The 24,492-nt window shown below is 64.3% G+C and carries 24 protein-coding genes; 15 read left to right on the top strand and 9 right to left on the bottom strand.

Translation table 11 applies throughout. The annotated features are described in order from the left end of the window. The first annotated feature begins 41 nt into the window (after nucleotides 1-41). Nucleotides 42-965: a bestrophin family ion channel gene (locus tag IHE47_RS12505; protein WP_192106280.1), complete on the top strand. Its 924-nt coding sequence runs from the start codon at nucleotides 42-44 to the stop codon at nucleotides 963-965. Between the two features lie 78 nt (nucleotides 966-1,043). On the opposite strand, the gene fdhD is transcribed toward IHE47_RS12505, so the two are convergent. Both fdhD and IHE47_RS12515 read right to left on the bottom strand, forming a co-directional pair. After that, the gene (gene fdhD, locus IHE47_RS12510) at nucleotides 1,044-1,889 is read right to left on the bottom strand and encodes a formate dehydrogenase accessory sulfurtransferase FdhD (protein WP_192106282.1); all 846 of its coding nucleotides are present in this window, start codon (nucleotides 1,887-1,889) and stop codon (nucleotides 1,044-1,046) included. Nucleotides 1,890-1,926: 37 nt separating this feature from the next. Then, nucleotides 1,927-4,236, bottom strand: coding sequence for an FdhF/YdeP family oxidoreductase (locus IHE47_RS12515; protein ID WP_192106284.1), 2,310 nt, complete (start codon nucleotides 4,234-4,236; stop codon nucleotides 1,927-1,929). Nucleotides 4,237-4,602: 366 nt separating this feature from the next. Between IHE47_RS12515 and IHE47_RS12520 the strand changes: the two genes are divergently transcribed. Together IHE47_RS12520 and IHE47_RS17890 are read left to right on the top strand one after the other, a co-directional pair. After that, nucleotides 4,603-5,358 (top strand): EAL domain-containing protein, encoded by a 756-nt coding sequence (locus IHE47_RS12520; RefSeq protein WP_192106286.1) that lies wholly within the window; start codon nucleotides 4,603-4,605, stop codon nucleotides 5,356-5,358. 2 nt (nucleotides 5,359-5,360) lie between these two features. Further along, the gene (locus tag IHE47_RS17890; RefSeq protein WP_255523497.1) at nucleotides 5,361-5,489 is read left to right on the top strand and encodes a hypothetical protein; all 129 of its coding nucleotides are present in this window, start codon (nucleotides 5,361-5,363) and stop codon (nucleotides 5,487-5,489) included. 53 nt (nucleotides 5,490-5,542) lie between these two features. On the opposite strand, the gene IHE47_RS12525 is transcribed toward IHE47_RS17890, so the two are convergent. Further along, nucleotides 5,543-6,475 (bottom strand): LysR family transcriptional regulator, encoded by a 933-nt coding sequence (locus IHE47_RS12525; RefSeq protein WP_192106288.1) that lies wholly within the window; start codon nucleotides 6,473-6,475, stop codon nucleotides 5,543-5,545. Between the two features lie 136 nt (nucleotides 6,476-6,611). Between IHE47_RS12525 and IHE47_RS12530 the strand changes: the two genes are divergently transcribed. The 6 genes from IHE47_RS12530 to IHE47_RS12555 all read left to right on the top strand — a co-directional run bounded on the left by IHE47_RS12530 (nucleotide 6,612) and on the right by IHE47_RS12555 (nucleotide 10,570). Then, a complete protein-coding gene (locus IHE47_RS12530; RefSeq protein ID WP_225561857.1) occupies nucleotides 6,612-7,031 on the top strand; it encodes a cupin domain-containing protein in 420 nt (139 codons plus the stop codon). 19 nt (nucleotides 7,032-7,050) lie between these two features. Continuing rightward, nucleotides 7,051-7,278 (top strand): tautomerase family protein, encoded by a 228-nt coding sequence (locus IHE47_RS17895; protein ID WP_192106290.1) that lies wholly within the window; start codon nucleotides 7,051-7,053, stop codon nucleotides 7,276-7,278. 19 nt (nucleotides 7,279-7,297) lie between these two features. Further along, on the top strand, nucleotides 7,298-8,314 hold the full coding sequence (locus IHE47_RS12540; protein WP_192106292.1) for a zinc-dependent alcohol dehydrogenase family protein: 1,017 nt from the start codon (nucleotides 7,298-7,300) through the stop codon (nucleotides 8,312-8,314). A 39-nt stretch (nucleotides 8,315-8,353) separates the two neighbouring features. Then, nucleotides 8,354-8,683: a carboxymuconolactone decarboxylase family protein gene (locus tag IHE47_RS12545; protein ID WP_192106293.1), complete on the top strand. Its 330-nt coding sequence runs from the start codon at nucleotides 8,354-8,356 to the stop codon at nucleotides 8,681-8,683. A gap of 71 nt (nucleotides 8,684-8,754) precedes the next feature. Then, the gene (locus IHE47_RS12550; RefSeq protein WP_192106295.1) at nucleotides 8,755-9,777 is read left to right on the top strand and encodes an aldo/keto reductase; all 1,023 of its coding nucleotides are present in this window, start codon (nucleotides 8,755-8,757) and stop codon (nucleotides 9,775-9,777) included. 115 nt (nucleotides 9,778-9,892) lie between these two features. Beyond that, the gene (locus IHE47_RS12555) at nucleotides 9,893-10,570 is read left to right on the top strand and encodes a type 1 glutamine amidotransferase domain-containing protein (protein WP_192106298.1); all 678 of its coding nucleotides are present in this window, start codon (nucleotides 9,893-9,895) and stop codon (nucleotides 10,568-10,570) included. Between the two features lie 277 nt (nucleotides 10,571-10,847). On the opposite strand, the gene IHE47_RS12560 is transcribed toward IHE47_RS12555, so the two are convergent. Next, on the bottom strand, nucleotides 10,848-13,145 hold the full coding sequence (locus IHE47_RS12560; protein ID WP_192106299.1) for a cbb3-type cytochrome c oxidase subunit I: 2,298 nt from the start codon (nucleotides 13,143-13,145) through the stop codon (nucleotides 10,848-10,850). A 158-nt stretch (nucleotides 13,146-13,303) separates the two neighbouring features. Then, nucleotides 13,304-13,936 (bottom strand): acyloxyacyl hydrolase, encoded by a 633-nt coding sequence (locus IHE47_RS12565; RefSeq protein WP_225561858.1) that lies wholly within the window; start codon nucleotides 13,934-13,936, stop codon nucleotides 13,304-13,306. A gap of 202 nt (nucleotides 13,937-14,138) precedes the next feature. Between IHE47_RS12565 and IHE47_RS12570 the strand changes: the two genes are divergently transcribed. Genes IHE47_RS12570 through IHE47_RS12580 form a run of 3 tightly spaced genes read left to right on the top strand, consistent with a single transcriptional unit; the run spans nucleotide 14,139 to nucleotide 18,385 of the window. Then, nucleotides 14,139-15,644 carry an efflux transporter outer membrane subunit gene (locus tag IHE47_RS12570; RefSeq protein WP_225561860.1) on the top strand — a complete coding sequence of 502 codons (1,506 nt, stop codon included), beginning with the start codon at nucleotides 14,139-14,141 and terminating at the stop codon, nucleotides 15,642-15,644. After that, nucleotides 15,641-16,828 (top strand): efflux RND transporter periplasmic adaptor subunit, encoded by a 1,188-nt coding sequence (locus tag IHE47_RS12575; RefSeq protein ID WP_192106301.1) that lies wholly within the window; start codon nucleotides 15,641-15,643, stop codon nucleotides 16,826-16,828. The genes IHE47_RS12570 and IHE47_RS12575 overlap by 4 nt, the downstream gene beginning before the upstream one ends. A 27-nt stretch (nucleotides 16,829-16,855) precedes the next feature. Continuing rightward, nucleotides 16,856-18,385 carry an MFS transporter gene (locus IHE47_RS12580; RefSeq protein ID WP_192106303.1) on the top strand — a complete coding sequence of 510 codons (1,530 nt, stop codon included), beginning with the start codon at nucleotides 16,856-16,858 and terminating at the stop codon, nucleotides 18,383-18,385. Nucleotides 18,386-18,445: 60 nt separating this feature from the next. Here IHE47_RS12580 and IHE47_RS12585 read toward each other — a convergent pair whose 3' ends face one another. After that, nucleotides 18,446-18,883, bottom strand: a complete 438-nt coding sequence (locus IHE47_RS12585; RefSeq protein ID WP_192106305.1) for a carboxymuconolactone decarboxylase family protein — start codon at nucleotides 18,881-18,883, stop codon at nucleotides 18,446-18,448. Nucleotides 18,884-19,375: 492 nt separating this feature from the next. On the opposite strand from IHE47_RS12585, the gene IHE47_RS12590 reads away from it, so the two are divergent. From IHE47_RS12590 to IHE47_RS12600, 3 genes are all read left to right on the top strand, one after another. Continuing rightward, nucleotides 19,376-19,699, top strand: coding sequence for a DUF2384 domain-containing protein (locus IHE47_RS12590; RefSeq protein WP_192106307.1), 324 nt, complete (start codon nucleotides 19,376-19,378; stop codon nucleotides 19,697-19,699). A 74-nt stretch (nucleotides 19,700-19,773) separates the two neighbouring features. Next, nucleotides 19,774-20,697 (top strand): AraC family transcriptional regulator, encoded by a 924-nt coding sequence (locus IHE47_RS12595; protein WP_192106309.1) that lies wholly within the window; start codon nucleotides 19,774-19,776, stop codon nucleotides 20,695-20,697. A 397-nt stretch (nucleotides 20,698-21,094) separates the two neighbouring features. Further along, nucleotides 21,095-21,817: an SDR family oxidoreductase gene (locus tag IHE47_RS12600; protein ID WP_192106311.1), complete on the top strand. Its 723-nt coding sequence runs from the start codon at nucleotides 21,095-21,097 to the stop codon at nucleotides 21,815-21,817. Nucleotides 21,818-21,880: 63 nt separating this feature from the next. On the opposite strand, the gene IHE47_RS12605 is transcribed toward IHE47_RS12600, so the two are convergent. The 3 genes from IHE47_RS12605 to IHE47_RS12615 all read right to left on the bottom strand — a co-directional run bounded on the left by IHE47_RS12605 (nucleotide 21,881) and on the right by IHE47_RS12615 (nucleotide 24,383). Further along, the gene (locus tag IHE47_RS12605; protein WP_192106313.1) at nucleotides 21,881-22,315 is read right to left on the bottom strand and encodes an OsmC family protein; all 435 of its coding nucleotides are present in this window, start codon (nucleotides 22,313-22,315) and stop codon (nucleotides 21,881-21,883) included. A 201-nt stretch (nucleotides 22,316-22,516) separates the two neighbouring features. After that, nucleotides 22,517-23,458 (bottom strand): AraC family transcriptional regulator, encoded by a 942-nt coding sequence (locus IHE47_RS12610; RefSeq protein WP_192106314.1) that lies wholly within the window; start codon nucleotides 23,456-23,458, stop codon nucleotides 22,517-22,519. Continuing rightward, nucleotides 23,451-24,383, bottom strand: coding sequence for an AraC family transcriptional regulator (locus IHE47_RS12615; RefSeq protein WP_225561862.1), 933 nt, complete (start codon nucleotides 24,381-24,383; stop codon nucleotides 23,451-23,453). Before IHE47_RS12615 ends, IHE47_RS12610 begins: the two co-directional genes overlap by 8 nt. Nucleotides 24,384-24,492 lie beyond the last annotated feature (109 nt).

Consider the following 24,492-nt stretch of genomic DNA (forward strand, 5'->3'; position numbering starts at 1 on the left):
ACACCGGAAGCATGGGCCGGCTCGTTGTATGTTAGGCGCCCATGATCGTCCGCCCGCACAACGTGCATTCCGTGACCACCTTGCTGTTCGCACGCAAGGGTTCGATCGTGCCGGTGATCCTGCCGCAGGTGCTCTACACCATGCTGCTCTCGCTGGTGGTGGTGACCGTGCAGCGACGGGGACTGGCGATCCATTTCACCTTGAACGCGGCCCCGCTGACCCTGCTTGGACTGACGCTGGCCATCTTCCTCGGCTTCCGCAACACCGTGGCCTACCAGCGCTGGTGGGAGGGCCGCACGCTGTGGGGCGACCTGGTGATCGCCACCCGCAACCTGGCCCGCCAGACCATGGCATTCATGCCGTCGCTGCCGCACGAGCAGCGGCGGCGGCTGGTGCATGGCCTGGTCGGCTTCACGCACGCGTTGCGCCATTACCTGCGCGGCACGGATCCCGGCCCCGACCTGCGGCGCTGGCTGTCCGACGAGGCATATGCGGCAGCGATGGCATCGCCGCATGCGCCGAATGCCGTGCTGGGCCTGCTCGGCGCGGCCTATGCGCAGGATGCCCGGGCCGCCGGCATCGACAGCATGCTGCTGGTGGAGATGGATCGCGAACTCAACCAGATGTCGCACGTGCTGGGAGGCTGCGAGCGCATCAAGGGCACGCCGATTCCGTTCGCCTACATCCTGCTGCTGCACCGCACGGTGCACATCTATTGCTTCATGCTGCCGTTCTGCCTCATCGACTCGCTTGGATGGCTGACGCCGCTGGCGGTCGGCGTGCTGGCCTATACCTTCTTCGGCCTGGATGCGATCGGCACGCAGATCGAGGATCCCTTCGACCTGCTGCCCAACGACCTGCCGCTGGATGCGATCAGCCGCAACATCGAGATCAACCTGTGCAGCCTGCTCGGCGATCCCGATGTTCCCGCTCCGCTGGAGCCCAGGGACTTCGTGCTGACCTAGTCCGCACAGGCAAGTGGGGCAGGTCCCTGCCGGCTTGCATCGGCGACGTGCAGCGCCAGCCGGAAGACCATTCCCTCCCTAGTCGGCAACAAGCCGGTCGGGGCAGGTATAGACGTTGTGGTTGCCCGGACGGGCAAAGCCGACCAGGCATACGCCGGCACTGCGTGCCAGTTCGATGGCCAGCGCCGTGGGTGCGGAAATCGCGGCCATGAAACCGATGCCGGCGTTGGCTGCCTTGGTGACCATCTCGTAGCTGGCGCGACTGGTCAGCAGCAGCATGCCGGAGTCCGGCGTGATGCCGGCGCGGGCCATGGCGCCGATCAGCTTGTCGAGCGCGTTGTGCCGGCCCACGTCCTCGCGCACCAGCACCACATTGCCTTCGGCGTCGGCCCAGGCGGCGGCATGGACGGCGCCGGTGGCGGCATTCATCGGCTGCCTGGCCGGGAGCTGAGCCAGGGCGCGTTCCAGCGCCGAGGCCCGGAATGAGCCAGGGTTCCGGATGTGTCCGGGCTGGCGCACCGCATCCTCCAGTTCGCGCGTGCCGCAGATGCCGCAGCTTCCGCGTCCCGGCAGCAGGCGCCGGGACGCTTCATCGAGCCGTGCGGCGGGCGCTTCGGGAGCCACCGTGATGGCGAGCTGGATGCCTTCGAGCAGTTCAGTCCGCGCGATGGAGCGCAGTTGCGGTGATTCGGTGACCAGTCCCTCGCTGAGCGAAAAGCCGAGGGCGAAATCCTCGAGGTCGTGCGGCGTCGCCATCATCACCGCGAAGGACACGCCGTTGTACAGCATGGCGATGGGCATTTCCTCGGCGATGCAATCCTCGACCGGTTCGCCGTGGCCATGGCGCCAGCGTTCGATGCGGCGCCCGACGTATCCCGGCGAGGCGGGGACGGCAGGCGGGGCGCTGGAATCCGTGGGGAGCATTTCCCGCTTCAGGCCCGTTTCGTACTTCAATCGCCCGTCATCCCGCATGCGTACGCGCGATGCGCACGGGGATCGACTTGTACGACGGCGTCCCGCTGGCCTGGTCGTTGTAGTCCAGCGGCACCAGGCAGTTGCCCTCGGGGTAGTAGGTCGCCACCGAGCCCCTGGCGATGCTGTAGGCGACGGCGATGACGTTGGCCAGCCGGCGCTCCGGCCCCTGGCCGATGGCCGTTTCGACGAGAATTTCGTCGCCTGGCTCGATGCCGCGCTCGGCCAGGTCGTCCGCGTTCATGAACACCACGTCGCGGCGCCCGAACACGCTGCGGTAGCGGTCGTCGAGGCCGTAGATGGTGGTGTTGTACTGGTCGTGGCTGCGTATGGTGGTCAGCGTCAGGATCATCGGATCGGCGAGGACGGGATCTTCGTCCAGTCCCTTCATGCGCAGGAATTCCGCCTTGCCGGACGGCGTGTTCCAGATGCGCTCGGTGGGCGGCAGCGGCAGCCTGAAGCCACCTGGCACGAGGATGCGCTCGTTGTATTGCGCGAAGTCAGGGAAGACGGATTCGATGGCGTCGCGGATGAGGTCGTAGTCGGTGATCAGCTTCATCCACGGCACCTTGCTCCCGGGCAGGGTCGCGGCGGCCATGCCGGCGATGATCGCCGGCTCCGAACGCAGGTGCGGCGAGGCCGGCGGCAGCTTGCCCAGCGAGGCGTGCACCATCGACATCGAGTCCTCCACCGTCACGGCCTGCGGGCCGCCCGCCTGCAGGTCGCGTTCCGTGCGCCCCAGGCAGGGCAGGATGAAGGAGTGCTTGCCGGTGAGCAGGTGCGAGCGGTTGAGCTTGGTGCCGATGTGCACCGCGAGCTCGAGGCCGCGCATGCCCGGGAAGCAGCGCTGCGGATCGGGCATCGCGACGGCGAGGTTGCCGCCCAGGCAGATCAACGCCTTCGAGCGCCCCTCGCTGATCGCCTGCATCGCCGCGACGGCATCATGGCCATGCGCGCTCGGCGGCTTGAAGCCGAAGGTCTGCTCGATGCGCCTGAGCATGTCGGCGCCCGGCTTCTCGGTGATGCCGACGGTGCGGTCGCCCTGCACGTTGGAGTGGCCGCGCAACGGGCAGATGCCGGCGCCGGGCTTGCCGAAATTGCCGCGCATCAGCAGCAGGTTGGCGACCTGCTGCACGTTCTGCGTGCCCTGATGGTGCTGGGTCAGCCCCATGCCGTAGGTGATGATGGTGGCGTTCGACTTGGCGTACGCCGCGGCGACATCGCGCAGCGCCTGCATGGGCAGGCCGGACCTGGCCTCGATGTCCTGCCAGGAAGTCGCCCGCAGGTCGGCGGCCAGTTCCTCGAAGCCACGGGTGTGCCTGGCGATGAACGCATGGTCCAGCACTTCGGAACCGGGCGCGCCGGCATCGTCCATTTCCAGCAGCGACTTCATGATCCCCTTGAGCGCCGCCGCGTCGCCGCCGACCTTGACCTGCAGGTAGGTGGAGGCGATCGGCGTCGAACCGAGCGTGGCCATCTCCACCGGGTTCTGGGGGTCGGCGAAGCGTTCGAGCGCACGCTCCCTGAGCGGGTTGAACACGATGATGGGCGCGCCGCGGCGAGCGACCTCGTGCAGCGTGCCCATCATGCGGGGATGGTTGGTGCCCGGGTTGTGCCCCATCGCGATGATCAGCTCGCAATGCTCGAAGTCGTCCAGCGAGACCGTGCCCTTGCCGATGCCGATCGACTGCGGCAGGCCCACGCTGGTGGCCTCGTGGCACATGTTCGAGCAGTCCGGGAAATTGTTGGTGCCGTATTCCCGGGCGAAGAGCTGGAACAGGAAGGCGGCTTCGTTGGAGGCACGCCCCGAGGTGTAGAACTCGACGCTGTTCGGATCCGCCTGGCTGCGCAGGATCTCGCCGATGCGCGCAACGGCCTCGTCCCAGTCGACCGCCTCGTAGATGTCCTTCTCGGCGTTGTAGGCCAGCGGGTGGGTCAGGCGTCCCTCGCCCTCGAGCTGGTAGTCGCTCCAGCCCAGCAGCTCGGTCACCGTGTGGGCAGCGAAGAATTCCGGCGGCACACGCTTCTTGGTCGCCTCCCAGGTGACGGCCTTGGCGCCGTTCTCGCAGAACTGGAAGGTCGAGGTGTGCTGCTTGTCCGGCCAGGCGCAACCGGGGCAATCGAAGCCCTCGGGGCGCTTGGCGCGCAACGCGTAGGGCTTGTTGGTCCGGAACAGCGTGATCGCCGCCTCCGGAGCGTTCATCTGCTCGAAGACGGCCTTGGCCGTGGCCTTCAACGCACCCCAGCCACCCGCAGGGGCCTCGTAAGGATGAATGCCGGGAATTTCTTTGTCAGCCATGGGGCCACCTCGCGCATTTGCAGCGACGATGCGTCGCTGCCGGTTGCAGCCTGCCTCCCGCCAGACGACGGATCAAGGCAACGACGATGCCGTCTGCGATGCCGCTATTCGACCGGGAAGACCCGTCGCCTGAGGACAGGGAATCACTATCCTCTTTCTGCTTCGCCATTGTCCATCCGGGCGCAGGTTCGCCTGCGCGGGGCACGCCGCCACCCGAAGATGCAGGAAACGAAGCGAACGCGGCGCATTGGATCCGTTGCCTGCCGCAGTACCGGCCAGCTCCACCCCTGGGCCGTGCACCGGATCGGGCAAGTGCCCACGCATGCTAGAGTGCCTGCCCTGTGGCATGCAGGTTTCGGGGGATGTATGGCAGGGCCTGGCGACATCACACCCGGCGCAGTGCACGATGCCATCCTCCGCAAGGAACTCTTCCTCGAGTACCAGCCGACCATCGCGCTGCAGGAGGGCGGGCGCTGCGTCGGCTGCGAGGCACTGGTGCGTTGGCGGCGCGGTGCGCACGTCGTCCATCCGATGGATTTCGTCCCCGTCATCGAAGAGACGCCCGTATCCGGGCTGCTGACCTACTGGGTCATCGATACCGTGGCCAGGGAATTGGGGGACTGGCTGCGCGGCCATCCCGACGTCCATGTCGGCATCAACGTCCCTCCGGAAATCCTGGGCAGGGGCGGCTTGGAATACGCCGTGCGCAAGGCCAATTTCGCCGACGTCTGCAAGCAGATCATCCTGGAAATCACCGAGCGCGGCTTCCCGGACCGCCTGGGGCTGGAGGAACTGCGTGGCTTGATCAGGGAACACCGTCTCGTCGCCATGGACGACGTCAACCTGGACGAGAGCAACTTCATCGTCCTGTCCCGGCAGCCGGTCCCGATCATCAAGCTCGACAGGGAGCTGGTCGAGGAGCTGACGGGTTCGGATGGCAGGAAGCTCGGCCAGATCTCCGCGTTCACCCGCTTCCAGGGCCACTACGTGGTGGCCGAGGGAGTGGAGACCCGCGAGCAGGAACGATTGCTGAGGGATGCGGGCGTGCAGTTCGCACAGGGATGGCTGTATTCGAAATCGCTGTCCGCCGGGGACTTCAGGGCGTTCTACGCCTCGAGATAGGGATGGCAGGTGTCATCCGCCGGACCTTCGACCTCGCAGGAATCGCCACGCCGGAAGCCGGGATCCTTGTCGACCAGCGCGCAGGCCTGCACATCGCCGCGAGTCGCTTCGGCTTGTGCCTGATGATTTAGGCAGGCTTCGGGAACAAGCCCACGTCGCGGAAGGCGGGGCATCGGGCCGGCGATCAGGAAGCAGGGTCGGAGCCGTGCACAGGCCGGGACCGGACCGGCTTCAACTTCAATGCGTCCAACACCAGCGAGAAGGCGGGCGAGGGCTGGCGGCGGCTCGGGTAGTAGAGGTAGTAGCCGGGAAACGGCGGGCACCAGTCCTCCAGCAAGCGGACCAGGCGGCCTTGCTGCAGGTACGGCGAGACCTCGTCCTCGGGCAGGAAGGCCACGCCCATCCCGTCCAGGGCGGCCTCGACGATGGGCGGCGAGGTGTTGAACGTGAGCTGCCCCTCGACGTGCACGTTCAGCGGGCGGCCGCGGCGTTCGAATTCCCACACGTACAGGCCGCCGTAGGTCGGCAGCCGGAGATTGATGCACCGGTGCGAAACCAGCTCTTCCGGTTTTGCCGGCGGCTGGCGCGAGGCGAGGTAATCCGGCGCGGCCACGGCCGCCATGCGCAGCGGCGGCCCGATCGGCACGGCGACCATGTCCTGGTCGATGCTCTCGCCCAGGCGCACGCCGGCGTCGAAGCGGTCGGCGACGATGTCCCGGAAACCGTAGTTGACGTCGAACTCGATCTCGATGTCCGGGTAGGCGCGGAGCAGGGGTGTGAGCTTCGGCAGCAGGATCGTGCGCAGCACGAGGTCGCCGCAGGTGATGCGCACGGTGCCGGCCGGCTTGTCCCGCAGCGCGGTGAGGGCCTCCAGCTCGGCCTCGATGTCGTCGAAGCGATGGCCGATGGCTTTCAGCAGGCGTTCGCCCGCTTCGGTCGGCGACACGCTGCGTGTCGTGCGCGTGAGCAGGCGGATGGCGAGCCGCTCTTCCAGCGAGCGCATGGTCTGGCTCAGGGCCGACTGGGTCACGCCCAGCTGCGCCGCGGCGCGCGTGAAGCTGCCCGCGCGGGCGATGGTGACGAAGGCGAGCAGGTCGTTGAGGTTGCGTCTTGCCATGGCGCAGTGTGGCACGGGCTATAGATTAGTTTGACTAATATAGTCTTTAAGCATCCATTAGCTAGTCGCGGGACACGCTGCGCGGGAAACTTTCGTGCATTCAACGAAAGCCATTCCAGTTCCAGGAATCCACGCCATGCAGATGCGCATTTACCGCAGCGGTTCCCGCCCCTCGGCGAAGGGGCCGGCCAGCTACTTCACCGGCGACGTCCGGATCGACCCGCTGTTCGACCCGGCCGGTCCCGGCCGTACCTCCGCCGCCCTGGTGACCTTCGATCCGGGCGCGCGTTCGGCCTGGCATACGCACCCGCTGGGCCAGCACCTGGTCGTGGTCTCCGGGTGCGGCTGGACGCAGTGCGAGGGCGGGCCGAAGAAGGAGATCCGCGCCGGCGACGTGGTGTTTTGCGACTGCGGCCAGAAACACTGGCACGGCGCCACCGCCACCACGGCGATGAGCCACATCGCCGTGCAGGAATGGCTCGACGGATCGCCGGTCACCTGGCTGGAACAGGTAAGCGATGCCGATTATCTCGGCCCGGTCGAAGCCGACCAGTGACGGCAGGGGAGCGGACGCCATGCCACACGTGATCGTCAAAGCCTGGCCGGGAAAGACCGAGCAGCAGAAGCAGGCGCTGGCCGACCGCATCACCGCGGACGTCATGGAGGTCCTCGGCTACGGCGAGGAGTCCGTCTCGGTCGCGTTCGAGGAAGTGAGTCCGCGCGACTGGGCGGCGCAGGTCTACCGGCAGGATATCCAGCAAGGGCAGGGCAGGCTCTACAAGAAACCCGGCTACACGATGTGAACACCCAGGAGAACGAACGATGCTGGCAACCATCCTGCACGGCCCTGGCGATGTGCGCTACGGGCACGTCGAAGAGCCGGAAATCCTCAAGCCCACCGACGCCATCATCAAGCTGTCGGCCACCTGCATCTGCGGGTCGGACCTGTGGCCCTACCGCGGACTCCAGCCCATGGCCGGCCCCGCCCGCATGGGCCACGAATACTGCGGCGTGGTCGTCGCGGTCGGCAGCGAAGTCAGGACCGTCAAGCCGGGACAATTCGTCGTCGGTTCGTTCTGCCTTTCCGACAACACCTGCCCGCATTGCCAGTTCGGGTTCCAGTCGTCCTGCGTGCAACGCGAATTCATGAGCGGCGCCCAGGCGCCCTATGCGCGGGTGCCCCTGGCCGATGGCACGCTGGTGCCGACAGCCGTCATGCCTTCCGATGACCTGATCCCGAGCCTGTTGGCCGTGTCGGATGTACTGGGCACGGGCTGGTACGCAGCCGACGCCGCACGCGTCCAGCCGGGCGCCACCGTGGTGGTGGTCGGTGACGGTGCCGTCGGCCTCATGGGGGTACTTGCAGCCAAACAAATGGGCGCCGGGCGGATCATTGCCATGAGCCGGCACAAGCAGCGGCAGGAACTTGCGCTCGAATACGGAGCCACGGACATCGTGACCGAGCGTGGCGACGCGGGCGTGGCGCAGGTCCGGGCATTGACGAACGGCATCGGCGCGGATTCGGTCCTCGAATGCGTGGGCACGCAGGAATCCATGCAGCAGGCGATCCGCAGCGCGCGCCCCGGCGCGATGATCGGCTATGTCGGCGTCCCGCACGGCGTCGAACTGGACGGGCAATCGCTGTTCTTCTCGCAGACCGGGATGCTGGGCGGTCCCGCGCCGGTGCGCCGCTTCCTTCCGCACCTGATGGACCTGGTCCTGAGCCGCACCATCAATCCAGGCAAGGTCTTCGACCTCGACCTGCCGCTGGCCGACGTGGCCGAGGGCTACCGCGCCATGGACGAACGGCGCGCCATCAAGACCCTGCTGCGCGTCTGATCCGACGAAGCGAACCACTTGAATTCCGGGAGTCACGGTATGAAAGAAGTACCCACCAACGCACGCCAATCCTTCGGCGACATCGCCCCTCATCTGGCGGAGATCACCGATCAGGTGCTGTTCGGCGATGTCTGGGAACAGGTGGCCCTGTCGTCGCGCGATCGCAGCCTGGTGACGATCACCAGCCTCATCTCGCTCTACCGAATCAACGAGATGCCGTTCCACCTCAAGAAGGCCCTGGAGAACGGACTGACGCGCGAAGAGATCATCGGCACGATCACGCATCTGGCCTTCTATGCGGGCTGGCCGCCCGCGATGACGGCGTTGCAGATCGCGCGCAAGGTTTTCGACGAGGCTGGCGGCACATGACGCCCAGTCCGGCAAGAGAGTTGCCGCCGGCAACAAGCCACGTGATCCACAAGACCTGAGGGGAACAACAGATGCAGACACGCACACTCGGAAAAAGCGGCCTCGAAGTTTCGGCGCTGGGCCTCGGCTGCATGGGCATCAGCTTCAGCTATGCGACCCAGCTCGGCAGGGAAGAGGGCATCGCCCTGATCCGCGCGGCGGTGGAGCGCGGCGTCACCTTCTTCGATACCGCCGAAGTCTACGGCCCGTTCACCAACGAAGAGGTCGTCGGCGAGGCCTTGCGGCCGTTCCGGGACCAGGTCGTCATCGCCACCAAGTTCGGCTTCGACATCGATTCCGGCACACGCGAGAACCGTGGCGTAAGCAGCTGCCCGGAACGCATCCGGCAGGCCGTCGAAGGTTCGCTGAAGCGCCTGCGCATCGACACCATCGACCTGCTTTACCAGCACCGCGTCGATCCGAACGTGCCGATCGAGGACGTGGCCGGCACCGTCAAGGAACTGATCGCCGAAGGCAAGGTGAGGCAGTTCGGCATGTCCGAGCCAGGCGTCCAGACGTTGCGCCGGGCCCATGCCGTGCAACCCGTCGCGGCGCTGCAGAACGAATACTCGCTCTGGTGGCGCGCACCGGAAACCAACGGCATCCTGCAGGCCTGCGACGAACTGGGCATCGGCTTCGTGCCCTACAGTCCGCTGGGCAAGGGATTCCTGACCGGCGCGATGGGCAAGGACACCCGGCTGGCCGACAACGATTTCCGGAGCAGCGTGCCCCGGTTTTCACCCGCGGCCATGGAAAAGAACCAGGCTTTCGTCGATCTCCTGAAGCGCGTGGCCAGCGCGAAGGAAGCGACACCGGCACAGATCGCACTCGCATGGCTGCTCGCCCAGCGGCCTTACATCGTGCCGATCCCGGGCACGACCAAGCTGCATCGCCTGGAGGAGAACCTTGGCGCGGCCCGCATCGAACTGACGCGCGACGATTTGAACGAGATCGCCGAAGCCGCCGCGCAGCTCCAGGCCGAGGGCGAGCGTTACGCGCCTCAGCAGTTGGCCATGGTGGGCCGGGAAGCACCACAAGCCACATCGGAGACGTAGTAGTCCGGACGGCAGCGGCACGCGCGGCGATGCCAGGGATCCGTAGGCGACGGCGGACACGCGCGATTAACCGTACGCGTGCGAGGGTGTGGCTTTCCTTCCAGCGGGACAGGCCATGAAAATCCTCGTCGTCCTCACATCCCACGACCGCCTCGGCGACACCGGCAAGAAGACCGGGTTCTGGCTGGAGGAACTGGCTGCGCCGTACTACGTGTTCCTCGATGCCGGCGCCGGACTGGTGCTGGCCTCGCCCGAGGGCGGCCAGCCGCCGCTCGATCCGAAGAGCGACGAACCCGGTGCGGAAACCGAAGCTACCCAGCGCTTCAAGGGCGACAAGGCGGCGATGGATGCGCTGGCACACACGCGCAAGTTGTCCGAGGTGTCGCCGGGCGACTTCGACGCGGTCTTCTATCCCGGCGGCCATGGCCCGCTGTGGGACCTGGCCGAAGACCCTGTGTCCATCGCCCTGATCGGCAACACGATCAAGGCGGGCAAGCCCGTCGGCGCCGTCTGCCATGCGCCGGGCGTGTTGCGCCACGTGAAAAACGCCGACGGCACGCCGCTGGTTGCGGGCAGGGCGGTTACCGGTTTCAGCGACAGCGAAGAGGCCGCGGTCGGCCTGAGCAACGTGGTGCCGTTCCTCGTGGAGGATGTGCTCAAGGCCAACGGTGGCCGCTACAGCAAGGCCGCCGACTGGCAGCCGCATGTCGAAACCGACGGCTTGCTGGTTACCGGCCAGAATCCGGCCTCGTCGGCGCCTGCCGCGCAGGCGCTGCTCGCGATTCTGCGCTGACGCCGAGTCGCGCGATCGCGCCGGTCCCGTGGCCGTCATGAATTCGCGGGTGTGTGATTAGGGTGCGTTATCGCGGGTGTAAAAGTAGGCTTGGCAGGCGAGACTGACGCGCTATGCCTCGTAGATGCCTGAAGCCGCTGAGGGACACAGACGCAGCAGTCTGCGCTCCTCAACACCAAATTAGGCCAGATGAGCATCAGCATCGGTCGAATGGGACGACTTCCCGTGAAGCAACCAAGGGCGGGAAAGCCCCGCCCTGGTTGCCTTTAGGCCCTTGTCAGCGGGGTTCCCCAAGACTTGTCCGGCGCTGCGCCCACAGCTTGGACACGAAATCCCACGCCATCAGCAGCGCGCCGGCGGCGAACACGATGTCGCCCGGCATGCGCATCCACTGCCAGAACGTGGTGGTGTCGTAGAACGCGAGGCTGCGTGCGTAGGCATAGCCATGGGTGTAGACCGCCTCCAGCTGCGGCCAGCCGATCGGGTAGAAGTTCAGCACGATCCACATCATCACGCCGATGTTGTACAGCCAGAACGCCCACACGCCGCAGCGGTCGCTCCACGGCCGTTCGCCGTTGAAGTAGCGCAGCACCATGTAGAGCAAGCCGATCGCGAGCAGGCCGAAGGCGCCGAACATGGAGGTGTGCGCGTGGTTGAGCGTGAGGAAGGTGCCGTGCTCGTAGTAGTTCACCAGTGGCGCGTTTAGCGTGCCGCCGCCGAACACACCTGCGCCCACGAAATTCCAGAACGCCGCGCCCAGGATGTAGAGGTAGGCGAGTTTGTAGGGGAAGCCCTGCTTCTGCTGGATGTGCCGCTGCTGGTCGATCGCCTCCAGCGCCAGCAGCACCAGCGGCAGTACTTCGATGAAGGAGAACATGCTGCCCACGCCCACCCACAGACTTGGTTCGCCGGCCCAGTACAGGTGGTGGCCGGTGCCGAGCACGCCACCGATGATGATCAGGATCCACTCGAACAGCACAGTGCGCTCGACCATCTGCCGCGACACCAGCCCCAGCGCCATCAGGAAGTAGCCGGTGACTGAGGCGGTGAACAGCTCGAAGGCCAGTTCCACCCACAAGTGCACCACCCACCAGCGCCAGAAGTCGGTGATCGAGAACGATGGGTTGGGCGAGCCCAGCGGGATCATGCCGCAGACGTAGAGCACGGCGACGCTGAGCGTGCTGAACCATAGCAGGTGCTCGATGCGGAACAGCCCATAAAGTGTGCCGCCGCCCTGCTTGAACAGCGCTTTCAGTGTTGGCCAGAATGCACGCAGCAGTACTGCGCACCACACGGCGAGGCCGACGAAGAACAGGATCTGCCAGAAGCGACCCAGTTCCAGATAGGACAGGCCCTGGTTGCCGAGCCAGAACCAGTGCTTGTCGACCGTGCCGGCGATGCCGAGGTAATCGCCGGTCAGCGCGCCGGCCACGATGACCACCAGCACCCAGAAGATCAGGTTCACCAGAAAGCGCTGGCAGCGCGGCTCGCTGCGGCCGATGATCGGAGCGAGGAACAACCCTGCGGCGATCCAGCTGACGCCGATCCACACGATGGGCGCCTGTACGTGCACACTGCGCAGGAACGCGAACGGCAGCCACTTGTCTACCTCGATGCCGTAGAAGCTCGCACGGTCGGTGTAGTAGTGCGCCATGATTGAGCCAGCGAGGATCTGCACCAGCAGCACGCCGGTCACCACCAGGAAGTACTTCCACAGCGCCTTCTGGCTGGGGGTGGGTGCGCGGAACACGCTGAGCACGGGCTCGAAGGTCTCGTTCGTCGCTTTCGGTTCGATCCACAGGCGGAAGATCACCAGGATCGCGCCGATGGCGAAGAACACCATGGTGAACGAGGCCCAGGTCCAGGTGAAGGTGGCTGCGGTGGGGTGGTTGCCCACCAGTGGTTCGGACGGCCAGTTGGAGGTCCAGGAATAGTCTTTGCCCGGGCGACGCGCCACCGTAGTCAGCGCGGAGTAGAGCAGGAAGCTTGCGGTCCGCTTGGCGCTTTCAGGGTTCAGGGCGCGAGCGCCGGTATAGCCCTTGGTGAAGTCATCCTTCAACAGCGACGCCCCGATGCGCGCGCGCAGCGTGACGATCGCCTTGGCCACGGTATCGGATAGCACTATCTGCGGCTGGCTGAGGTCGATGCCCTGAAGCTGCTGGCGCATCGTGGTGGTGACACCGGATTGCTGGTCGGCGTCGATGGCGTCGAATGGCTTGCCATAACGCGTCAGCGCGAGGTTGTTCTGCACCTCCTTCGCCAATTGCACGAGGTATTCGGCGGTGTAGTCCTCGCCGAAGGCGGAGCCCATGCCGTACAGGCTGCCGTAGTCCATCAGGTCGGCCTTCTGGAAGCCCGACTTGCCGGCGACGATGTCGGCGTAGCTCATCACCACAGTACCGTCGCCGGCGGTCATCTGCTGCGGGATCGGTGCGGCCTGCTGATAGGTGCTGCGGGTGGCCGCCAGCATGCCGATCGAACAGGCAATGGTGGCGGCAACGAGTATCCAGATCAGTATCCGGCTGACGCGATCCTGCGGACCGGCGTGGTCTGCAGGCAAGGTGTCTGAGGCCATGCGAATCTCCTTGGGAAAGTGGGGGGAGGATGCGGGCGGCATGCTAGGCGCCGATGGGTCAATCTTTCCTGATCTACATCAACCGATGCCTGCGTTGGTGTAGCTGGCCGGGTCGGTGCGTGGTCGACTGGCGCTGCACCAGCCGCCAGGCTGGACATCTAGAGATCGAAGGCTGCACCGATCAGCACCATCGTTTCGCCGCGGTTGGGCTCGTGGAGCGAGCCGTTGGAGATATGGCGGATCTGGAAATTCACATGGCGGCCCTGCCAGCCGAGTGTGCTCACGAATTCGTAGGCACTGCTCAAGGCCTGGGTACGGCCGCTGTGCATCGCTGGCTGAAAACTGAAGAACAACGGTCGGTACCAACTGGTGTCGTCGCCATAGTGAATTCGTGCACCACCAGCGATCAGCCATACTGAATCGGTCGTTTGGTAGCGCCGGTATCGGTATCGTTCGACATCACGGCCATCAATCCAGCCCACAGAGACATCGGGCGACCAAGTGAGACGACTCGTCCCGATGCGTCGCTCATCAAACACGCCTTCAATGAACACCGCTGAGGCGCTTGCACAATCCATGTAGCTGGGGCCGACCTCGATGCTCAGCTGTCTTGCAGCCGAGGCGCGAAAAGAGGGAAGGGCGAGGCCAAACGCGAGAGCAAGAGCAAGCCCAAAAGACTTGCCAGATACATATCTCGCTCCGTTGCCGCCGGTGCGATGTGAAGCTGTTGCTTGAGTGGCACTGTCACTAAAGCGGCATGTTTTCTTCCCGCCTGGAATCATGAACTTCATCCATACATCTCGTCGGGCAAATGCTCCTTCGAGTGGACTCCGTCCGTATTTCACAAATTGATTGCGCCTTGTATGAATGCATTTCTGGTTCTGCCGTGGGAACCCATGAAGAGGCCAATTTGATCTAGCGGCGGCAATTTTGTGACATACGCAACCACTGTCTTGGCGGAAGGATGCTCACGAACCATATCGGCATCCGTACATGAAGCAGGACAAGACGAACGCGGCCCTCACACATGGAGCGCGGCATGGCATGGTCCTGTTGGCCACCGTCATGTTCACCGGTTGTGCCAGCACGGCCGGCTTGCACACGCAGGCGACGATGCGGGATGTGAATCAAGTGCAGGCCACCCGTAGCCTTTCGGGTACGTCGCTATCGGTCGCGGCATGGCCACAGGATGAGTGGTGGACGGAGTACGGCGACCCGCAACTCGATAGGCTGATGGACAACGCCTTGAACGGCCAGCCAGGACTGCGCATCGCTGAGGCGCGTGTGCGCCAAGCGCAGGCAGTGGCTGGCGTGGTTGCCGCTGGGCTGTATCCGCAGGCCAACGCGAGCATAAAGAGCACTCGTCAGCGCTTCAGCGAGGACGGCACGGTGCCGCCGCCGATAGCCGGCACCTGGCAGACCATCAACGATCTCTCGCTGGGAGTGGGCTACGAACTGGATTTCTGGGGCAAGAATCACGCGGCGGTGAGTGCAGCTATCGATCGCGTTCATGCTACCGAAGTAGATCTGCAGGCAGCGCGGCTCATGCTCGCAACCGCGCTGACGCGCGTCTACCTGCGGCTCGACCTTGCATACGCGCAACTCGACTTGGCGCAGGCAACATTAAAGCAACGCGAGCAGACGTTGGCGCTGACCCGTCGGCGCGTTGCCGCGCAGATCGACTCCCAGCTGGAATTGACCCAGGCCGAAGCTGCTTTGCCGGTCGCACGAGAGCGTATCGCCGCGATCAACGAATCAATCGCGCTGATCGCGAACCAACTCGCAGCGCTGCAGGGCAAGGGCCCGGATGCCGGATTGCAGATTGCCCGACCGCAACTGGCCGGCATGGGCGCGGTTAGCCTGCCGGGCAACCTGCCAGCCGAACTGGTCGGCCGGCGCCCCGACGTGGTGGCCGATCGCTGGCGCGTCGAGGCGGCCAGCCAGGACATCAAGGTGGCCAGGGCGCAGTTCTATCCCAACATCAGTCTTAACAGCCTGGTCGGCTTGCAGAGTCTGGGCTTCGACAACTTTCTTGATGCTGGAAGCCGAGTGATCGGCATCGGTCCGGCGATCTCACTGCCAATCTTCGACGGGGGGCGGTTGCGCGGCAATCTTGGCGCGCGCCAAGCCGGCTACGACGCGGCCGTCGAGCACTACAACGCCACGGTGATTGCCGCCGTGCATGACGTGGTCGACCAGTTGGTGTCGTTGCACTGGCTGGAGCAGCAGGAGCACGAACAGAACGAGGCATTGCGTCTGACGCAGCGCGCCTACGACTTGGCGCTGGCGCGCTACCGCAGCGGCCTTGCGAATTACCTGCAGGTGCTATCGGCCGAAGCTCAGGTCTTGGCGCAGAAGCGGCTGGTGATCGATTCGCAGTCGCGCCAGCGCGAATTGCGACTGAACCTGATCCGCGCGCTGGGTGGTGGCTACAGTCCGGCCGTCGTGCCGGATGCCGCCGCGGCGACGCATGCACACATCCGTGGGAGCAAGTCATGAGTACCGATGCAGATACGCCGAAGGCGGGTGCTACTACCGCGTCAACGACAAACCCTTCGCCGGCGCTGCGTTCACGCCTCGGCCAGTTGCTGGGCATGACCGTGGTGGTGGTCGCGGTGTTCGGCGTGGCGCTATGGTGGTTGTTCGCGGGCCAGTACCGTGAGACCACCGAGGACGCTTACGTCGATGGCAACGTGGTGGCGGTGACAGCCCAGGTCAGCGGTGTGGTCACCGAGATCAATGCGGACAACACCGATTACGTCAGCGCTGGCAGCCGCATGGTGAAGCTCGACGACACCGATGCTCGGCTCGCGCTCGCACGCGCCGAGGCGCAACTGGCGCGCACTGTGCGACAAGTGCGCGCGCAGTACGCCAACGTCGGTCAGAGTCGCGCCAATTTGCAGTTACGAGAAGTCGAGCTGTCGCGGGCGAAGGCCGACCTGGCGCGCCGGCACGAGCTGCTTGCCAGCGGCGCGATTTCCGGTGAGGAAGTGAAGCACGCCGAACAGGCCGTGCGCGCCGCCACTGCCGCACTCGGCGCGGCCACCCAGCAGGTCGCCGGGAGCAGCGCACTGGTCGACCGCACTTCGATTGCGAACAATCCGGACGTGCTGGCTGCCGCCTCGCAGGTGCGCGATGCCTGGATCACTCTCTACCGCACCAACGTACCCGCACCGGTCACCGGCATGGTGACCAAGCGCAACGTGCAGCTCGGGCAGAAGATCAGTCCGGGCGTATCGCTGATGTCGGTGGTACCGATGGATCACCTCTGGGTCAACGCGAACTTCAAGGAGTCCCAATTGCGGCACATCCGCATTGGCCAGACGGTCGAGCTGGTCGCCGACGTGTACGGCGACGACGTGGTCTACCGCGGCACCGTGATCGGGCAAGAGGCCGGTACCGGCAGCGCGTTTTCGTTGCTGCCCGCGCAAAACGCCACCGGCAACTGGATCAAGGTGGTTCAACGCGTACCGGTTCGCATTGCGTTGGATCCGCGACAGGTGGTGGAGCATCCACTGCAGTTGGGCTTGTCGATGAAGGCCGTCGTGGCCACACGCCAGCGCGAAGGCAGCCGGCTGGTCGAGCCGGGTTCGCAGGAACACGGCTACCACACCAATGTCTTCGCCAACGAATTGGTCAGGGCGGATGCCGTGGTCGACAGGATCATCGCGGCCAACCGCTAGGCGCCGGCGCATCAGGAGGGCATCGCCATGAACATGCGCGTACCGGAGCTCGGGCTGTACGCCACGATCTTCGTGCTTGCTGCAATCGAGTTCCTGCAGCTGAGCATGGTCGCCTTCGGCGCCGGCCCGATCATGGGCGAGGTGAGCATCACACCGGAGGACTTCAGCCTGATTGCGGCGATCTATGCAAGCGTGGCGATCCTGATGATCTCGATGCAGCGCTGGTTCGTGACCCGCTTCGGTGGAAGGCAATTCATCCAGTGTTCCACCGCGGTATCGCTGCTCGGAGCGGTTTTGTGCGCGACCAGCCACGACTTCGCCTCGTTTCTGCTCGGCCGTTTCGTGATGGCGGTCGGCGGCGGTGCACTGTTCACGTCGGCACGCATGATCATCCACCATCGGCTGGCGGGTCCCAAGCGTTTCATGGGCATCAAGTCGCTGGCCTACAGTGTGGCACTGTGCATCTCGGCCGGACCCTGGCTGGCGGCGCAGGCGGTGTCGAACGACACCTGGTCCGTGATCTTCTGGCTGCTGGCAATCCTCGACGTCGTCGCGTTCGTTCTCGCCAGCGGAAGCCTGAACAACAGCCTGCGCGGCTACGAGGAAGGGCGCAGCGATTGGAATCCGGGGATGCAGGTGCTGCTGGTGGGCGGCAGTTTCGGCTTGCTGTATGCGCTGCAGCGCTTCTATTACGACTTCTACGGTGACGTGCTGTTTGTCGCCAGCGTGCTGGTGGCTGCACTGGTGGCGTTGATCCTCTACGCGCATCACCAGCGTCGCCGCAGGCAGCCGTTGCTGCACATTCGCCCGATGCTGCACACGCGCTACCTCGCCGGCCTCACCTTGTTCCTGTTTGCCTACCTGATGCTGGGTGCGAACAACTACGTGATACCGGTGATGCTGCAACGGACGCTGGGATATTCGTGGGAAAGCGTGGGCCATTTCGAGGCGATTGGCGCGCTTGCCGCGGTGGCTACCTTTACCGTGGTGTCGAAGTTGCTACCGAAGCATCCCTCGCCACGCAAGTTCTGGATCACCGGCTTTATTGCGCTGGGTCTGTTCGGGGTCATGCTGATGCGGCTCGATCCGTCGGCCAGTCCATGGCTGCACATCCTGCCGGCACTGGCCTGCTACAACATTTTCCTGCTGACCGTGCTTCCGATCACCGCGATGCAGGCGTTTCGCGAGATGGAAAGCGACGAGACACTGTTCTCCAACGCGCAGCAGTTGAAGAACATGCTGGCCCAGGCCGGCATCGCGCTGGGCATCTCCATTGCCACGCTGGGTCAGCAATGGCGCACCACCGTACATTACAACGTGCTCAACGCCCAAGTGACCCCGGACAATCCAGTCTATGAGGCAACTATCCGCCACCTGCAGGAGGCACTGAGCACAAGCGTCGGTCCGGCGCAGGCAGGGCAGATCGCAGTAGCGCGTGTGGCGCAAATGCTCAACCAGCAAGCGGCGCTCCTGGCCAACATCGATCATTTCAGCATGATCGCCATGCTCGCTTCGCTGGGCATAGTGGTGACGTTGTTGCAGCGAGTGTTCCGGTAAAGACGGCCAATGCCATTGCCGATGGCATGGATCCGCAGAGGATGACAGACCTGATCGGAATCAGGCCGGCAACTTGCGGAACGCGATGGCGAAGCGATTCCAGCCATTGATCGCAGTCACCAGCAGGGTGAGGTCGGCGAGTTCGGTATCGGTGAAGTGCGGGCGCACCTGCTCCCACAGCTCGTCAGGCGCATGGGTCTGGCTGATCAGGGTGAGCGACTCGGTCCAGGCCAGCGCGGCACGCTCGCGATCGGTGAAGAACGGAGTCTCGTGCCACACACTCAAGGTGGCCAGTCGGCGCTCATCCTCGCCGGCCTTGCGGGCGTCGGCGGAGTGGGTGTCCACACAATAGGCGCAACCATTGATCTGGGAGGCACGCAGGCGGACCAGTTCCACCAGCGACTTTTCCAGGTCGCTCTTGGCGATGCGTTGCTCCAGGCCGACCATCGCCTTGATGGCCTCGGGACTGGCTTGGTAGAAGTCGAGACGTTGGTTCATGGGAGTTCTCCGAAGTGAAGTGGGATGGGATACGTGCCTGAGGTCCTGGCGAGCATCCTGCGCGCCATTAGCGGCTTTGTCGTACGACGGGATCGGCGTACACGTTCGGAATTCTGGAACATGTCGTCGAACGGCAATCGACCGGCTGCCATTTCCTCGCGAATGGCCTGATAGAGGAGCACCTGGACGGCCGGTCTGAAGTCGACGCAGGAGAAACTGGCAATCCGGCGCAATATTTGACAAGCCACGTCTCGTCGCCGGGATTAGTGTGTAGGCGTCATCAGCCGAGAGAAAACGAGCATGCCGGCCCGGCCACGGATATGCCTGGTGCCCCAGTCGGCGTTGCAGCAAGCTGCGCTTCCATACAGAACTCGACTTTCCCACCGCAGAGCAACTGGTGGGGATGGAGCGTCCGCTCGACGTCATCGATTTCCTGCAGTCGACCCGCCACTGCGAGCGTGGCTGACCTTACACGACCAAGGACACTCGTCCATGAGCCCGATTCAGCGCTTCCGCAACATCACCATCGAACTATTTCAGCTCAAATCCGCACGCGAGACCGTCATCGTCGAGGCTTTCACCGCCCTGGAGGAGCAGATCCCTGCGCTTGCCTCGCTGGCAGTTCAAAACATCGGCGAGCGGATACGTGCCGCCCACTGGATGTCCATGCATCAACGAGCCTTTGGTGACCGATCGGCTTATGACTTGTTGGCTGATGGCGATGTGGACACTGTCTGGGATCGGCTGACGGGAGAGGATGGAGCTCCGCTGCCCAAGTTGACACGGGCGCCGTCGGCTGGAGGTCCTGCCTACTAGCTAGAATGCGCGAGGCCCCTCAGGTAGGGAATCGTCGTGGGCCGAGAGATGGTTCAGTACATCCGGAGTTGACGATGGGACGTGGCGCTTACGGCGATCAGTTGGGAGAAACCTTTCGGCTACAAGAGCCGCCGGCGCTCGTGTCGTCATCCGGCCGGCCGTGGCGGTTGGCTGTCACGGAGATGAGGTATGAGGCGCCGGATTTCGGCTTCACGGATCCGGTGGTGCCTGAGGAAGCGTTCCTGCTCAGCTTGGAGTTGCATGGCTTCAGGGAGCTGGAGCTCTGGCTCGACGGTCGATCCGTGGCCAAGCAGCCCGTCTACCCGGGCGGCACCAATTTCTTTGATCTGACAAGAAATCCGGTTGCCCACATGGTCGATCCGTTCCATGCACTGCTCTTCTATGTCCCGCATGAGGCGCTCACGGAATTGTGCGACGAAGTGGGCGTGACGAGTAGTCACTTGCGGCATCAGCCGGGTATGCAGGCCATGGATCCGGTGATCGAGCAATTGGGTCGGGCATTGCTGGCACCGCTGCATGCCGAACAGCAAACCAACGCCTTGTTCGTGGATCATGTGCTGCTTGCCTTGCGCAGCCATCTGCTCATCCACTATGGGGACGGGCAGCGTCCTCGCATCCCCTTGCACCGAGGTCTTGCGCCATGGCAGGAGCGGCGTGCGAAAGAGGTGATGCGGGCGAGTGTGGCCGAGGGAATCACGCTCTCGGCCCTGGCACAGGCATGTCATATGTCGCCGAGTGCATTCGTGCATGGATTCAAGCGGAACACAGGATCAACGCCCCACCAATGGCTGATGCTGCTTCGTACCGAACTGGCCATGCAGTTGATGCGCGAGTCGAATCAGCCCTTAGTCGCCATCGCCCGGCAGACAGGCTTCGCCGACCAGAGCCATTTCACCAGGATTTTCGTGGCCAAAACGGGCATGACACCCGGAGTGTGGCGAAAGAGTATTCCCGGTAGACGATCGGCGGTGCGGTGAGATCCGGCCCATACGTCTGCCGCTTCGCCAATCGGGCCTGACGGAGCTCGGCTCGTGATCATTTCGATTCGGCTCGTCGCCATGCAAGGTGTGCGTCGAGGCAGGGCGGCGACGGCAGGGCGGTCTTCGTGCGCACAGCCTGCGGCCGGAGCGCAATGCCCAAGGGAACATGTTCGAAGCATTCGTACAAGCACGTCGAAATGATGGTACGGCAAGCGCGAGTTGCGGGATCAGGATAGCCACACCCGCTCAACGAGAGCTGTCATCACGCGCCATGCCAAAGTCTGTCTGATTCGGTTCATCACTGATGGTTAAACCGCCATCCATGAGGGCTTGGATCCTCACGGAAGCCGTTTCAGTACCAGACCTGGTTCGCGCTCCATCTGGAGTCACAGTCATGTCTTCTCGCACTTTCCTCATCACTGGCGCCAGCAAGGGCATTGGCCGAGCGCTATCGGAGCGACTCGCCAAGGCGGGCCATCGAGTCGTCGGCATTGCACGCAGGGGAGGGGATGACAGCTTTCCCGGTGAATTGGTCGCGCTTGACCTGGCCGATCGCCACGCTACGGCCAAGACGCTTCACGAGCTGACCTCACGTTACGCATTCGATGGCGTGGTGAACAATGTGGCACTCGTTCGGCCGCACCGCATCGGCGAGGTAGATCTCGACGACCTGGATGCCACCCTGGCTTTGAATCTCCACCCGGCCGTGCAGGCGGTGCAGGCATTGTTGCCTGGCATGCGCGAGCGCGGCTGGGGCCGCATCGTCAACATCTCCAGCTTGACAATACTTGGCATGGTCGAACGTACCGCCTATGCGGCTGCCAAGAGCGCGATGGTGAGCTTTACCCGTTCGTGGGGGCTGGAGCTGGCTCGCACCGGCATCACCGTGAATGCAGTCGCGCCGGGACCGACCGAAACGGTGCTGTTCCGTGAAAACAACCCGCCTGGCAGCGAAGGTGAGAGTCGGTATCTTTCCTCGGTTCCCATGAACCGGTTCGGCAAGCCCGATGAGCTTGCAGCGGCGATCGGCTTCTTCCTGTCGGAAGAGGCAGGCTTCATCACCGGTCAGACGCTCTATGTCGATGGCGGCGCCTCGATCGGAAAACTTCCGTTCTAGCTTGGCATGCCGCTGACGATGCGGGGCCGCCCTGGGTGGCCCCGCATCCGCATCGAGCAAGGGCTAGGCGGACACCAAGGATGCGTCGAGCTCCACCTGAGCCCGCAACAGCTTCGATACCGGGCATGTGGTCTTGGCCACGGTGGCCAACCGCTCGAAAGCCGTTGCGTCGATCCCGTCGATGTCGGCACGTACGACGAGGTGCACCGTGGTGATATTGAATTCACCCGACTGCTGCTCCAGTGTGACCTCGGCCGACACCGCCAGTTGCTTCGGAACGAAATGGCCTTCGCCCAGTACCAGCGCAAGAGCCATGGCGAAGCAGCTGGCATGCGCTGCCGCAATGAGCTCCTCGGGATTGCTACCGCGCTGGCCTTCGAATCGACTGGAAACGCCGTAAGGGTAGGAGTGCAGTGCTCCACTCTGGGTGGAGATACTGCCGGTGCCTCCCGGAAAGCCACCTTGCCAGATTACGGAACCGGTTCGCTTGATCTTCATGTCGGGACCTCGTGTTGCTCGTGGAATAGGGCTGGCATGTACCAGCGCGTGGCCATTGCAGGATAGGTCGAAGCCTGTCCGCCGTATTGCCTAAAACGGTTGCTGCTTGGCGTTTCTGGCGCTTGACCGTTGGCCGCACGCCACATTTCGGCAGGTGCTCCTTCATGCTGGCTAATGCGCTTGGCCTGATCGGCATAGCCATCACATGGCTACAGAAATTGTTCCGCGGAACCGATCACGACAGGACATGAGGTAGCTTTCCGGCGTAATGCCACAGGCCACGGTGAAGATGCGCTGCATCTGCCGCAGATCAGCGAACGCGCAGAGCTGGGCGACATCCGCAAGCGGAAGCTGGGTGTCGCGCAGTAAAGCGCACGCCCGCTCGATACGTTGCAGCATCAGCCACTGGTGCGGTGTCGTGCCGGTCCTGCGCAGGAACGCTCGGCGGAATTCACCCACTGGCATGCCACAGACCGCAGCCAGTTCCGCCATCGAGACGTTGCCGGACAGGTGCGCGGCGAGCATCTCCTTGACCTTGCGCTCGTGCGCGGTGGACAGCGGGGCGGGGTTGCGCAGGGCACGGTTGGTGCCGGTTCCGTAGGCGCGAGCCAAGCGGGCGGTCATGGCCGAGGTGACGTGATCGATAAAAAGCGAAGCCACGACATCGGGCATGTCGAAAGCGTGCTCCAACGACAGGCCGAGCCCGGTCAGCGACAGATCGGCGGTGCCAAGACCGGGTTCGTTCGGCAACTCGTCCACCTCCGCCAGTCCGTCCTGTCTGGCCATTGTGTTCAGTGCCGCGCGCGGAATGTAGAAGTGCATGTTGCGGAACGGACTGATCGAGTTGACCACCGGACTGGTGCGCAGGTCGTAGATCGAGATGTCGCCGCGGCGCAGCGGCCCGGTGCGCTGCGCGCGACCGTCGATCCAAAGTTCATGGCTGGCGCAGTCACGCAGCTGCAGGGTCAGCAGGAATGCGTCATCGACGGGGATCGGCGCGGTCAGGCCGTTGTTGCCCCAGTCGCACTGGATCCGGGTGACGGCGATCGCCGATTTCGCAAGGCGGATGCTGCTGGGTACTTGGTCCAGACCGAAGCAGGCACCCAGGCGCGCTCCGGAAACGGAGGTTTCGAAATCACTCATCGACGTCGATGCTCCGATCCACGACGTGGCGTCGCCACTCGCCAGGGCTGACTCCCATCGCCCTGGTGAACACCCGGGTGAGATGGCTCTGATCCGCAAAACCCGAGGCCAGCGCGATCGCAGCCAGTGTCTGCTTGCCGTCGCGCATGAGCGAGGTGGCCACGTCGACGCGTCGTCGCATCAGCCAAGCGTGGGGTGTGATGCCCATCGACAGGCGGAATGCGCGGGAAAAGTGACCGGTGGAAATGCCGCACTCAGCGGCCACTTGCTGTAGCGGCATGCCGCCATTGAGATGTGCGTCGAGCACCTCGCAGGCCCGCTTGCGTTGCCAGCCGGCCAGCCCGCCGCGGTTCGGTGGTGCAACGTGGCGAAGGCCGCCATAGGTGTGGGCAATGTGCACGGTCAACGCCAATGTGACGTGATCGACGAAAAGGCGGCCGGCCTGTTCCGGTGCCCTGAGCGCCTGTCGCATCACGTTGCCGAGTTGGCGCATCACTTCGTCGTCGTGGCCTATCCCGGCTTGGTAGCTGAGTTCGCCGAGAGGTTGTGCTCGCGCCTCCTTCGCCACCGCGTCAAGTGCCCCGCGCGGCACGTAGAACATGAGCACGTGGATCGGCTTGTCGATCAGGAAGCGCGGGTCGCGCTTTACGTCGTACAGGTGGGTATGCCCCTGCACAACGTTCGTGCGGGCGACGCAGCGGCCCTGTTCCCATGACTCGCAATTGTCATAGGGCTGCAGTTGCAGCCCGGCTATGTAGGCGTCGTCGGCAGGGAACGGAATGGACAGCTGACTGTCGGCCACGGTAGAGCGGCATTCGCTGATAGTGATGGCGGTGTCGTCCAGCATGCCGGCCAGAAAGCTGGTCGGCTCCCTGATCCGGAAACTTGTGGGGAACCGTTCGCCGTGGATTGCGTCGTTGCGCATGGTCTGTCGTCCGGGCGCGGGTCAGGAGTGCTCGAAGATGGAGGGCGGATTCGCCGCACTGCGTACTGCGATCATCGAATCGGCGGTCGAAGCGGTATGCCCGTGGCCT

The organism is Rhodanobacter sp. DHB23, from assembly GCF_014842975.1.
Classification (GTDB): Bacteria; Pseudomonadota; Gammaproteobacteria; order Xanthomonadales; family Rhodanobacteraceae; genus Rhodanobacter_A.